This is a genomic window from Kitasatospora sp. NPDC058190 (assembly GCF_042883685.1).
GTDB lineage: Bacteria > Actinomycetota > Actinomycetes > Streptomycetales > Streptomycetaceae > Kitasatospora.
In genome coordinates, this window is record NZ_JBHVVI010000198.1 from 1 (window position 1) to 11,159 (window position 11,159).

The 11,159-nt window shown below is 72.3% G+C and carries 10 protein-coding genes and 1 pseudogene; 2 read left to right on the forward strand and 9 right to left on the reverse strand.

Annotation, left to right across the window (positions count from 1 at the left end):
• Positions 1-81 precede the first annotated feature (81 nt).
• From ACFVWU_RS42725 to ACFVWU_RS42760, 8 genes are all read right to left on the reverse strand, one after another.
• The gene (locus tag ACFVWU_RS42725) at positions 82-528 is read right to left on the reverse strand and encodes a DUF4436 family protein (protein WP_387631656.1); all 447 of its coding nucleotides are present in this window, start codon (positions 526-528) and stop codon (positions 82-84) included.
• A gap of 128 nt (positions 529-656) precedes the next feature.
• Positions 657-1,454 (reverse strand): ABC transporter ATP-binding protein, encoded by a 798-nt coding sequence (locus ACFVWU_RS42730; RefSeq protein ID WP_387631659.1) that lies wholly within the window; start codon positions 1,452-1,454, stop codon positions 657-659.
• Positions 1,447-2,403: an ABC transporter ATP-binding protein gene (locus ACFVWU_RS42735; RefSeq protein WP_387631661.1), complete on the reverse strand. Its 957-nt coding sequence runs from the start codon at positions 2,401-2,403 to the stop codon at positions 1,447-1,449. The genes ACFVWU_RS42730 and ACFVWU_RS42735 overlap by 8 nt, the downstream gene beginning before the upstream one ends.
• A gap of 28 nt (positions 2,404-2,431) precedes the next feature.
• Positions 2,432-3,286 (reverse strand): ABC transporter permease, encoded by an 855-nt coding sequence (locus ACFVWU_RS42740; protein WP_387631664.1) that lies wholly within the window; start codon positions 3,284-3,286, stop codon positions 2,432-2,434.
• On the reverse strand, positions 3,283-4,242 hold the full coding sequence (locus ACFVWU_RS42745; protein WP_387631667.1) for an ABC transporter permease: 960 nt from the start codon (positions 4,240-4,242) through the stop codon (positions 3,283-3,285). The genes ACFVWU_RS42740 and ACFVWU_RS42745 overlap by 4 nt, the downstream gene beginning before the upstream one ends.
• Positions 4,239-5,894 (reverse strand): ABC transporter substrate-binding protein, encoded by a 1,656-nt coding sequence (locus ACFVWU_RS42750; protein WP_387631669.1) that lies wholly within the window; start codon positions 5,892-5,894, stop codon positions 4,239-4,241. Before ACFVWU_RS42750 ends, ACFVWU_RS42745 begins: the two co-directional genes overlap by 4 nt.
• Positions 5,895-5,971: 77 nt before the next feature.
• On the reverse strand, positions 5,972-6,991 hold the full coding sequence (locus ACFVWU_RS42755; RefSeq protein WP_387631672.1) for an agmatine/peptidylarginine deiminase: 1,020 nt from the start codon (positions 6,989-6,991) through the stop codon (positions 5,972-5,974).
• A 101-nt stretch (positions 6,992-7,092) separates the two neighbouring features.
• Positions 7,093-8,262 carry an agmatine deiminase family protein gene (locus ACFVWU_RS42760; RefSeq protein WP_387631673.1) on the reverse strand — a complete coding sequence of 390 codons (1,170 nt, stop codon included), beginning with the start codon at positions 8,260-8,262 and terminating at the stop codon, positions 7,093-7,095.
• A gap of 263 nt (positions 8,263-8,525) precedes the next feature.
• On the opposite strand from ACFVWU_RS42760, the gene ACFVWU_RS42765 reads away from it, so the two are divergent.
• Positions 8,526-9,101 (forward strand): TetR/AcrR family transcriptional regulator, encoded by a 576-nt coding sequence (locus ACFVWU_RS42765; RefSeq protein ID WP_387631674.1) that lies wholly within the window; start codon positions 8,526-8,528, stop codon positions 9,099-9,101.
• A gap of 35 nt (positions 9,102-9,136) precedes the next feature.
• On the opposite strand, the pseudogene ACFVWU_RS42770 reads toward ACFVWU_RS42765, so the two are convergent.
• Positions 9,137-9,508: pseudogene (locus tag ACFVWU_RS42770) on the reverse strand (FCD domain-containing protein); the annotation flags it as partial.
• Positions 9,509-9,802: 294 nt separating this feature from the next.
• Between ACFVWU_RS42770 and ACFVWU_RS42775 the strand changes: the two are divergent.
• The gene (locus ACFVWU_RS42775; protein WP_387631675.1) at positions 9,803-10,966 is read left to right on the forward strand and encodes an agmatine deiminase family protein; all 1,164 of its coding nucleotides are present in this window, start codon (positions 9,803-9,805) and stop codon (positions 10,964-10,966) included.
• Positions 10,967-11,159: the final 193 nt, after the last annotated feature.

Consider the following 11,159-nt stretch of genomic DNA (forward strand, 5'->3'; position numbering starts at 1 on the left):
GCGGGCGACCAGTCGGGCATCCACCACCGTTCGGGATGCACGCAGTGATCAGACCTGGGTCCAAGACTCACTCCTGATCACTTAATTGGAACGGTAGTCGGTCTTGGTGCCCTCGTACATGCCGACCTGGACGGCCTGGGCGGCCGCGCTCTCGCCCTCGGCCGCCTTGATGGTGGCCTTGGGGAGGCCGGCCAGGGTGATCTCGACGGGGCGGGCGAAGGCCTGGGAGTCCGGTGCGGCGGCGAGCTTGCCGTGCGGGACGGGCGTGACGTAGAGCGTCAGCTGCTGGCCCGTCGGGTCGACGTCCTGGGCGGTGACGTCCAGTTCGATCCAGTCGGGTGCCGACGGGATCGCCAGCTCCCTGGTCTGCTCGCGGGTGTTGCGTTCGTTGAGGTACAGCCCGATGCCCGCTCCGCAGAGGGTGATGACCACCGCCAGGACGGCGGTGAACCGCCAGTGGCGGCGGCGTCGGGGGGCCGGGTGCACGGCCGGCTCGGTCGCGGCGGTTCCGTCGACGGTGACCTGCACGGTCGTCCTTTCTACGGCGGAACGCGCCGGGCCGGCAGGGTCGCTGCCGGCCCGGAGCCGTCCGCCGGTGGTGCTCGTTCGCCCGGGCCCCGGGCAGGTCCCACCACCTGCCGGGGGCCCGGGCCGTCTTACAGTGCGCGGCGCGCGGCGGCGATCCGGTCGGGATCCCAGCCGGGCCGGGGGACGGACTCCAGCAGCAGCCTGGTGTAGGCGTGCTCCGGGGAGTCCAGGACGTGGGCGGTGGGGCCGGATTCGACGATCCGTCCGTGGCGCATCACGATCACCTCGTCGGTGACGCAGCGGACCACGCCGAGGTCGTGGGTGATGAAGAGGTAGCCGATGCCGGTCTCCTCGCGGATGTCGGCGAGCAGGTTGAGAACCTGCGCCTGGACCGAGACGTCCAGGGCGGCGACCGCCTCGTCCAGGACCAGGACGGCCGGTCGCACGGCCAGCGCCCGGGCGATGGCGACGCGTTGGCGCTGGCCGCCGGAGAGCTGCCGGGGCAGCGCCTCGGCGGCCCGGGTGCCCAGGCCGACCTGGTCGAGGAGTTCCCGGATCCGGGCCGGGTGGTCGGTGTCGGGGAAGTGCAGCCGCAGGGTCTCGCGGAGCACGGCCTCGACGCTGGTGCGCGGGTCCAGGGAGAGGTACGGGTCCTGGAAGACCATCTGGACCTCCCGGGCGCGGGCCAGCCGTTCGGCCCTCCCCCACGCCCGGCCGGTCCGGGCCCGGCCGTGGACCAGGACCTCGCCCGCGTCGGCCTGTTCGAGGCCGACCACGATCCGGGCGGTCGTGGTCTTGCCCGAGCCGGACTCGCCGACGATGCCGAGAGAGCCGCCGGCGTCGAGGGTGAAGGAGACGTCGTCCACGGCCTGCACGCTGCCGAAGGTGCGACGCAGTCCGCCGACCCGCAGGACGGGCTCAGCCATCGGTGCGGCTCCCTTCGAGCGGGTGGTGGCAGGCGGCCGGGTGCTCGCCCTGCTGGGCGGGCACCTGCTCGCGGCAGATCCCGGTCGCGTGGCGGCAGCGTTCGGCGAACGCGCAGCCGGTCAACTCCCTCCGCAGGTCCGGTGGTTGGCCGTCGATGGCGGCGAGCCGGCCGGCCGGGGCGTCCAGCGCCGGGGTGGCCGCGAGCAGGGCGGCGGTGTACGGGTGGCGGGGCCGCTCGAACAGCGCTGCGGCGGGGCCGTGTTCGGCGATCCGCCCGGCGTACATCACGTAGACCCGGTCACTGATCGCGGCGGCGAGGCCGAGGTCGTGGGTGACGAACAGCAGGCCGGTGCCGAAGCGCTCGCGCAGCCGGCCGAGCAGGGCGACCACCTCCGCCTGGCTGGTGACGTCGAGCGCGGTGGTGGGCTCGTCGGCGAGCAGCAGGACCGGGTCGCCCATCAGGGCGGCGGCGATCATGACGCGTTGCAGCATGCCGCCGGAGAGCTGTCCGGGGTAGCGGCGCAGCAGTTCCGGTCCGAGGCCGACGGCGTCGAGGAGTTCCACGGCCCGCCGGTCGGCGTCCGCGGCGCTCATCGTGCCGGTGAGCCGCACGCTCTCGGTGAGGAAGTCGCCGATCCGGCGCAGCGGGTTGATGGCGGCCCGGGGGTCCTGGAAGATCATCGCGGCCTGGCCGGTGCGCAGGGCGCGCAGCCGGTCGGGCTCCATGGTCAGGACGTCCTGGCCGTCGACCAGGACCTTGCCCTCGGTCTCGGCGCCCGGCGGCAGCAGGCCGAGGGCGGCGCGGGAGGTGAGGGTCTTGCCGGAGCCGGACTCGCCGACCAGGGCGACGGTCTCGCCGACGCCGACGGTGAGGTCGACGCCGTCGAGGACGGGGCGAGCGGTGCCGGGCAGCCGGAGCCGGAGGCCCTGGATGTCGAGGGCGTTCACGCGGTCCTTCCAGTGGTGCGGTGGTCGTTCATGCGGACCTCCGGGCGACCTGGTCGGCCCAGCGTTCGCCGACGACGTTGAAGGCGACGACGGTGAGCACGATGAGGGCGCACGGCAGGATCGCGGAGAGCGGGTAGCCGTGCTGGATCGCGGTCTGGCCGTCGAAGACCATCCGGCCCCAGTCGGGGGTGAGGGCGGGGACGCCGAGTCCGAGGAAGGACAGGCCGGCGAGGTCCATCAGGGCATAGCCGAAGTTGACGGCGGACTGGGCGAGGACGATCGGCGCGATGTTGGGCAGGACGTGCCGCAGGCAGATCTGCACCGCGGAGTGGCCTTGGACCTGGTACGCGGAGACGTAGGGCCGGGTCCGTTCGGCCAGCACCAGGGAGCGGGTGAGGCGGGAGACGTAGGGCAGGTAGGCGATCGCCAGGGCGACGACCGGGGCGAGCAGGCCCTCCCCGTACACCGAGACGATCAGGATGGCGAGCAGCATGCCGGGGAAGGCGAAGACCAGTTCGGTGCTGCGGGACAGGACGGAGTCGAGCCAGCCGCCCCGCCAGCCCGCGGCGAGGCCGACCGCGATGCCGGCGACCGTGGAGAAGGCGACGACGCCGAGCGGGCCGAGCAGCGAGGTGCGGGCGCCGAGCAGGAGCCGGGAGAGGGTGTCGCGCCCGGCGGCGTCGACGCCGAGCAGGTGGTCGGGCGACGGCCCGGCGAGGGCGTTGCCGAGGTCGACGCCGTTCGGGTCGTACGGCGCCAGCCAGGGCGCGAGCAGTGCGGCGAGCACCACCAGGGCGGCGAAGCCGAGGCAGAGCAGGTGGAGCGGGCCGCCGGCGGCCTTGATCCGGGCGAGGCCGGGGCGGCGGGTGAGGGCGACACTCATGCGTCGGACCTCCTGGAACCCAGGGTGACCCGGGGGTCGACCAGCGGGTGGAGCAGGTCGACGATCAGGTTCACCGTCATGAACAGGGCGACGATGATCAGCGAGATGGCCTGGACGGTCGGGAAGTCCTTGGTGGTGGTGGACAGTTCGAGCAGCTGGCCGAGCCCGCCGATGCTGAACGCGGACTCCACCAGGATCGTGCAGACCAGCAGGGTGGAGACGATCAGGCCGCCGGTGGTCAGCACGGTGCCCAGCGAGTTGCGGAACACGTGACGACGGATCACCTCGCGCTCCGGGACGCCCCGGCTGCGCGCGACGGTGACGTGCTCGCCTTCCAGGGCCTCCAGCATCGCCGAGCGGGTGACCCGGGCGAGCATGCCGATCAGGTACAGCGCGAGGGCGATCGCCGGGAGGGTGAGGTGCCAGAGCATGTCACCGAGGCCCTCGCCGGCGCCGCCGGTCGGGAACCAGCCCAGCTTGACCGCGAACAGGCCCTGGAGCAGGACGGCGGCGACGAAGGACGGCGTGCCCAGCGCGATCGTGGTGGTGACCAGGATCGTGGAGTCGGTCGCGCCGCCGCGCACCGCGCCGAGCCGGCCGAGCACCAGGCCGATGACGACCACGATCACCAGCGCCATGGCCACCAGCAGCAGGGTCGCCGGAAGCCGGTCGGCGAGCAGCTTGGAGACGTCGGTGCGGTAGGTGATGGAACGCCCGAAGTCGCCCTGGAGCACCTGGCCAAGCCAGCGGAGGTACCGGACCAGGAACGGGTCGTCCAGGTGGTACTGCTCGTTGATCGCCTGGAGGGCCTCCGGGGAGGCGGACCGGCCGGACAGCAGGAAGCTCGCCGGGTTGCCCGGCGCCAGGTACATCGCGCCGAAGACCACGAAGGAGGCGCCGAGCAGGGTGACCGCCATCTCGACCAGCCGCCGGGCGGCGAATCGGAGGAAGCTCACCGGGCGGCCCCCACGTCGGCGGCCCACGGGTAGTACATGTACGAGATGGTGGTCGGGGCGCCGGTGATCCGCTTGTTGAGGAAGACCGCGGTGGGCCACTCGGCGACCGGGATCCACAGCAGCTGCTGGGAGGCGGCCTGCTGGAGCTTGGCCTCGATCGCGCCGCGCTTGGCCGGGTCGTACTCGGCGGTGGCCTGGTCGACCAGGTCGTCGTAGGCCTTGTCGCTGTAGCCCGCGAAGTTCTGGTAGGCGCGGGTGCGGAAGTTGACGAGCAGGTCGAGCGGGTCGGTGATGGAGTCGTAGTACGTCTCCGGGAACATGTCGATGCCCTCGCGCGCCTTGGCGTCGGTGAACAGCGCGGTGAAGGCGTTCGGGGCGATCGTCTTCAGCTGGATGTCGAGCCCGATCTTCGTCCCGGCGGCCTGGACGGCGGTGGCGAGCAGGGAGACGTCCTGGCCGATGGTGCTGGTGGCCAGGACGAGCGTCCTGCCGTTCGCGCCGGCCTCCTTGACGAGGGCCTTGGCCTTCTCGATGTCCTGCGCGGTGGGGGTGAGGCCGTCGAAGGCCGTCTTGCGGACGTCGTCGGGGGCGCTGCCCCAGGCGGCCTTGGTGGTGAGGGAGCCGGTGACGGTGCCGGCGCCGGCCAGGCCGGTCTTGATGAAGCCGGAGCGGTCCAGGGCCAGCGACAGCGCCTGGCGCACGCGCACGTCGCCGAGCGCGCCCCGCATGTTGGTGACGTTGACGTTGACGGTGCTCAGGCCCTCCCCGAAGTAGAGCGTGCCCGGCCCGCTCTTCTTCAGCCGGTCGTAGCTCTCGGTGGGGATCAGGTAGCCGCCGTCGACGTCACCGGTGAGCATCGCGTTGGTGCGGGCGGAGGGGTCGGTGAGGAAGCGGAAGACGGCCTTCTTGGCCTTGGCCTTGGTGCCCCAGTAGTCGTCGAAGCGCTCCAGTTCGATCGACTGGCCCTTGGCCCAGGTGCCGAGCTTGAAGGGGCCGGTGCAGTCGAGGCTGCCGGTGGTGCCGTAGTCCTTGCCCGCGGACTCCACGCCGGACTTGGCGGCGACGACGCCGGCGGCGGTGGCCATGTACTGCGGGAACTGGGAGTCGGGCTGCTTGAGCTTGACGGTGACCTGGAGCGGTCCGGTCGCGGTGACGGAGTCGACGTTCTGGAACACCTGGGCCCAGGCTGCCGCGTTGTCGGGGTTGGTCTGCCGGCCGAGGCTGTAGACGACGTCGTCGGCGGTCATCACCGTGCCGTCGTGGAAGTGCACCCCGGAGCGCAGGTCGTAGACCCAGGTGGTCGGGTCGGGGTTGGAGGCCTTCTCCGCCAGGCCGGGGGCCAGGGTGAGCTGGGGGGTCCAGCGCATCAGGCTCTCGCAGACGTTCGAGAGGATCGTGTTCTGCGGGTAGTCGAAGGCCTGGATGTAGTCCAGGGTGGGCGGCTCGGCGTAGGTGGCCCAGGTGAAGGAATCGATCTCGCCCTTGGCCTGCGGGGTGGTGGCGGACAGCTGGAAGTCCGCCTGGCCGGAGCCCCCGCCGTGCGGCGGGCCGGAGCAGGCGGCGACCAGGGCCGCGGCGGAGAGCAGGGCGGCGGTGGCGAGGGCGCGGCGCCGCCGGGGTGGGGTTCGTCTCGCGGGGACGGCGGGATTCATGAGGGTTGTCTTCCGTTCACTGACGAGGGTTCGGGCGAGGGTTCGTGCCCGGGGTCGGGCCCGGGCACGGGCCCGGTTCAGGCGCGGGCGGCCGGGATCTGCTGGGTGATGCAGTGGACACCGCCGCCGCCGTAGGCGATCACGCGGGCGCGCACGCCGACCACCTTGCGGTTGGGGTACGCGGCGGCGAGCACGGCCAGCGCGCCCTCGTCCTCGGGGTGGTCGGCGACCGGGACGACGACACCGCCGTTGGCCAGGTAGAAGTTCAGGTAGCCGACCTCGATGCGGCTGCCGTCGACCTCGACGAACGCGGCCTGCGGGACCTCGACGATCTCGAAGGGCCGGCCCTGGGCGTCGGTGGAGTGCTCCAGCACGGCGCGGTTGGCCCGCATCCGCGCGTAGTCCGGGTGCCCGGGGTCGGCGGGCAGCTGCACGACGACCTTGCCGGGGGCGACGAAGGCGCAGACACCGTCCACGTGGCCGTCGGTCTCGGTGTCCAGCAGGCCGCCGTAGGGCAGCCAGATCACCTTGGTGACGCCGAGGCGCTGCTTGAGCTCGGCCTCGATCTCCTCCCGGCTCATGCCGGGGTTGCGGTTGGGGTGCAGCAGGCACTGCTCGGTGGTGATGAGGGTGCCCTCGCCGTCGACGGTGATCGCGCCGCCTTCGAGGATCATCTCGGAGCGGATCGCCGGGACGTCGAGGTGTTCCAGCAGCAGGGCGCTGATCCGGTCGTCGGTGTCCCAGGGGTGGTGCTTGCGGCCCCAGGCGTTGAAGCGGAAGTCCACGCCCGCCCGGCGGCCCTCGGCGTCGAGCACGAAGATCGGCGCGGAGTCGCGGAACCAGGAGTCGTCCAGCGGCAGTTCCACGACGGTGACGCCGGCGACGCCCGCGCCGCACAGGACGCGCGCCTCCTCGCCGTGGCCGGGCGGGGCGATCATCGTCACCGGCTCGAACTCGGCGATGGCGCGGGCGACTTCGGCGTACTCCCGCTTCACCTCGGCGAGCGTGTCGCCCCACAGGTCCTCGCGGACGGGCCAGGCCATCAGGCAGCCCTCGTGTTCGGTCCACTCGGCGGGCATGCGGTACGTGACGGTCACGGGATACCTCTTCGGGATCGGGTGTGCGGGTGGAGCGGTGGGCCCGGCGGCCCGCCTCCGTGGGGTTGGCCCGCGGGCCGCCGGGGGTCTCGGGTGGTGGCTCAGACGACCGGCGGGACGCTGGGCTGGGACTGGGTGGCGCAGTGGATGCCGCCACCGCCGGAGGCGATGTTGTCGATGTTGACCTGGACGATGTCGCGGCCCGGGAACTCGGCCTGCAGGATGGCGTAGGCCGTGCCGTCGGCGTAGCCGTCGCCGAACTGGGGCACGAACACGGCCCCGTTGGCGACGTAGAAGTTGGTGTAGCTGGACAGGAAGTCCTTGCCGCGCCCGCGGATCAGGGCGCGGTCCGGGCCGGGGAGCTCCACCACGGTCAGGGCGCGGCCCTGGGCGTCGGTCGCGTTCTGGAGGACCTGCTTGGCCTGCTGGTAGACGTCGATCCAGATCTGGTCCGTGCCGGGGCCGGGCTTGTCGAGGATGACCCGCCCGAGCGAGGTGAAGCGGGCCAGGCAGTCGATGTGGTCGTCGGTGATGTCCTGGCCGGCCAGGCCGGCGAGCCAGATGACCTTGTCCATCCCGAGTGTGCTCTTCAGGGCCTGTTCGACCTGGTCCTGGGTCATGCCCGGGTTGCGGTTGGGGTTGACCAGCGAGCTGACGGTGGCCAGCAGGGTGCCCTGGCCGTCCGTCTCCAGGGCGCCACCCTCGCCGACGAAGGGGGCGCGGACCCGGCTGACACCGTATTCGGCGAGGAGGGTCGCCGCGACCGCCGCGTCCTCGGCGAAGGGCTGGTAGTAGGGGGTGCCGGTCTTGCCCCAGCCGTTGAAGTTGGTGTCGACACCGGCGATGGTGCCCGGCGCGACCGTGAAGGTCGGGCCGAAGTCGCGAATCCACAGGTCGTCGTTGGGGATCTCGACGACGGTGATGCCGTAGGTGCCGCCGGGGCCGCACCAGTACCGGGCGTCCGCGGCCTGGCCGGGGCGCGCGACCAGGACGACCGGTTCGTAACGGGAGATCTCGTAGGCGACCCGGGCGACGTCGTCGCGGACGGCCGAGAGCTTGCTGCCCCAGATCGACGACAGGGCCGGCCAGGCCATGAAGGTGCGGTCGTGCCGGTCGCTCTCGGCCGGCATCCGCAGCCTCGGCGCGGGGGTGCCCGTCAGTGTGTCGTCGGCCCTGGCGATCGACGGGAAGGCCGCTGTGAGGGCGGCCAGCGGCACGGCCGCCGCGCCGAATCGGAGCAGGCTTCGCCTTGAGGGGGTGGAGGTGTTCAAGAAACGCTCCCTGGAAGAGGTGGGAGGTGTGGGGGTTGCCCCGCATCCTTCACCGCACTGAAAATTCAGTCAAGCCCCTGGAGGCCAGTTACCTGCCGGTCACCCCCCGAGCACCCCGGAGGACCCCACTCCGCCGCCACACACCAGGGCAGACCAGCGCGCTGACCAGGGAGTCCGGCTCGTCGGCCACCTGGGCAGGCGTCCTGAAGTTTTCGTCAGGATTGTGTAACGAGAAGCCCCGAAGCCCGGTAGGGTGAGCACTCATGTCGGACCGTCGGACAGGGATCCTTGAAGCCGCCACCCGCGTCATCGCTCGGCGCGGTGTACGCGGACTGCGCATGGGCGAGCTGGCGGCCGAGGCCGGGGTGTCCACCGCGCTGATCTACTACCACTTCACCGACCGGGCCGGCACCCTGCGCCGGACGCTGGAGTTCATCAGCGACCGCGCCGACCACTACACCGCGGAGCAGGAGCCCTCGCCCCGGGCCGAGGACCCGCGCACCGACCTGGAGCGGGTCCTGCTGCGCGAACTCCAGGACGCCTCCGAGGTGCGCGAGAACAGCACCGCCTGGGGCGAGTTGCGGGCCACCGCCGTCTTCGAACCGGACCTGCGCGAGGAGTTGGCGAGGAGCACCCACACCTGGGTGCACGACATCGCCGAACTCCTCGCCCGCGCCAACCCCACCGGCACCGCCCCCGCGCACGCGGCCGCCGCCGAACGGCTCACGGCCCTGATCGAGGGCCTCAGCGTGCGCTGGCTCAGCGGCTCCCTGACCCTCGACCACGCCCGCCGGCTCCTCCGCGGCGCCGTCGACACGGAGCTGGAACGGAAGCGCTGAGCGGCCCGCCCGGCGGGCCGGCCGTTTCGGACGCGTCAGCCCATCCGGGCCCGCAGCCGTTCGCTCGCCCGGTCCAGGTGGACGGCGAGCGCCCGGTCCGCGCCCTCGGCGTCGCCCTCGGCGATCGCCGCGAGGATCGCGTCGTGCTCATCGGCGATCTCGGCGATGCTGAGCAGCTTGTACGTCTGGACCTGGGCCATGCACAGGCGCATCTCCGCCATGATCGAGGCGTGGGTGCGGCTCAGCCGCGGGCTGCCGACGGCGTCGACCAGCGAGCGGTGGAAGCGGACGTCGGGCTCCACCGAGGCGACCGCGGAGTCCTCCGCCTGCGCGAGCCCACGGATCTGCGCCTGCGCCTCCCGGGCGGCCGAGGGGACCAGCCGGCGCTGCGCCAGTTCCCGCATGACCTGCCGCTCGACCGGCGCTCACCCGTACCGACACCCTCCGGGCCGAAACCCCGCGGGGGGTGTCGGTACGGGCCCAGTTCGCGAGCGACGGACAGGACCCGACTCGCCCCCGGTCGCGGTGCGAATCGCCACGAGAGCGGACACTCGCGCCCAGCGATGGATATTGACTGAATTTTCAGTTCAGGGCAGGATATGGGCGTCCCGCACCGCCCTGCCCCGGGCTCGCGCCGACGGCACGCTCCGCCCGGCCCGCATCCGACTGCCCGGGGCGATCCGACCCCGCACGAGGCCCAGATGGACAAGCCCCCGATCTCCCGACGTCGGCTCCTCCGCTTCGGCGCCGCGGCCGCTCCCCTGGTGGCGTTCGGTCCGCTCCTCGCCGGCACCGCCCGCGCCGCGAGCCCCACGCCGACGCCGCGCATGCCCGCCGAGACCGACCCGCACACCCGGACCTTCATGGCCTGGCCCGAACCAACCGCCGCCTGGGGTGCCCAACTCCCCGCCGTACAGCGGGACATCGCGAACCTCGCGAAGGAGATCTCCCGCTACGAGCCGGTCGTGATGGTGATCAACCCGGACTCGGTGGCCGGCGCCACCCCGCTCTGCGACACCAGCTCGATCCCCTCCTCCCAGGGCATCACGTTCCTCCCGATCTCCAACGACGACCTGTGGATCCGGGACTTCGGCCCGACCTTCCTGGTCGGCCCGGGCGCCATCGCAGGCCTGGACACCGACTTCAACGGCTGGGGCAAGACCGGCACCCCCTACGAGCAGTCCTTCGCCAACGACGCCAAGGTGGCCGCCGCGCTGCTCGCCCAGTACCGGATCAACCGCGTCCAGGCCCCGTTCACGGGCGAGGGCGGCTCGCTGGAGACCGACGGGCAGGGCACGCTGCTCGCCACCGTCAGCTCACTGGTGAACCCCAACCGCAACCCCGGGCTGAGCCAGAGCGACATCGAGCAGCGACTCAAGTCCTCGCTCGGCGTGGAGAAGGTGATCTGGCTGGCCGGCCTGGCGGGCCAGGACATCACGGACAGCCACATCGACTGCGTGGCCCGGTTCAGCGCGCCCGGGCGGGTCATCCTGGACAAGCCCGGACCGGGCGCCGCCCCGCTGTGGGTCAACGTCTACACCCAGGCCAAGCAGGTCCTGCAGACCGCCACCGACGCCAAGGGCCGCCCGCTGACGATCGTGGAGCTCCCCGGCCCCGACCACAGCAGGATCCGCGGAACCGGAGCCGCCTTCCTGTCGAGCTACACCAACCACTACACCGCCAACGGCGCCGTCCTCATGCCGCAGTTCGGGGACACGGCCGCCGACGAGGCGGCCCGCGCCATCCTGGCGGCCGAGTACCCCGGCCGCACCGTCGTCCCGGTGAACATCGACGCCGTGGCCGCCGGTGGCGGCGGCATCCACTGCGCGACCCAGTCCCAGCCCGTCGTCCCCGCGGCGGTCTGACCCGCACCTTCCGGGCCCTGAGGCCGTTCAGAGACAGCACGGTGAGCCCCTGCGCGCGGGCCGCGTCCAGCGCGGCCCGCGCCAGCCGCGTCGGGCCGGATCACGGCCCCCTGACAAGTCCGTCAGGGGCCGCCACACGGCCGGGGGTGCCCGGGTAAGGTGGTGGATCGTGGCCAGTCGTAAAACGTCGATC